The organism is Streptosporangium nondiastaticum (genome assembly GCF_003011965.1).
Taxonomy (GTDB): domain Bacteria; phylum Actinomycetota; class Actinomycetes; order Streptomycetales; family Streptomycetaceae; genus Streptomyces; species Streptomyces nondiastaticus.
Genome location: NZ_PXWG01000383.1, coordinates 1 through 411 on the forward strand (window position 1 = coordinate 1; position 411 = coordinate 411).

Consider the following 411-nt stretch of genomic DNA (forward strand, 5'->3'; position numbering starts at 1 on the left):
CAGGCGGTGGGCGCAATGGTGCACGCTGTGCAGACGCCAGAAGAAGTCGACCTCATGGCCGATGCGGTGGGTGACGTAGAACATGAAGTCGAACACCAGCCAGGCCACCAGCACCTGTGCCCACAACGGCAGGTGGTGGGCGGCCCAGGCGTCGGGCAGCACGCCTTGCTGAAAGAGCAGGCCGGTGCCCGTGAGCGGCACGAGTGCATGGATCACGAAGTTCTGGAAGCCGGTGACCGCGATCAGCATCAGGTTGTGCAGCACGTCGGTCAGCACCTCACCGCGTTCGAAGCGGTTCGGGGTTTCGGGCCACACGTACTGCAGGGCCGTGCAGACGGCGTAGTACGGGAAGAGGAAATGGGTTGCGATCGGGGTGGGGTCGAAGTCGAAGTGCAGCACCGTGGCGATACC

At 64.2% G+C, this 411-nt stretch carries 1 protein-coding gene; it reads right to left on the reverse strand.

What is annotated here, in order from left to right:
- Nucleotides 1-411: sterol desaturase family protein (locus B7P34_RS36345; RefSeq protein WP_189383301.1), on the reverse strand; the 411-nt coding region annotated here is incomplete at both ends.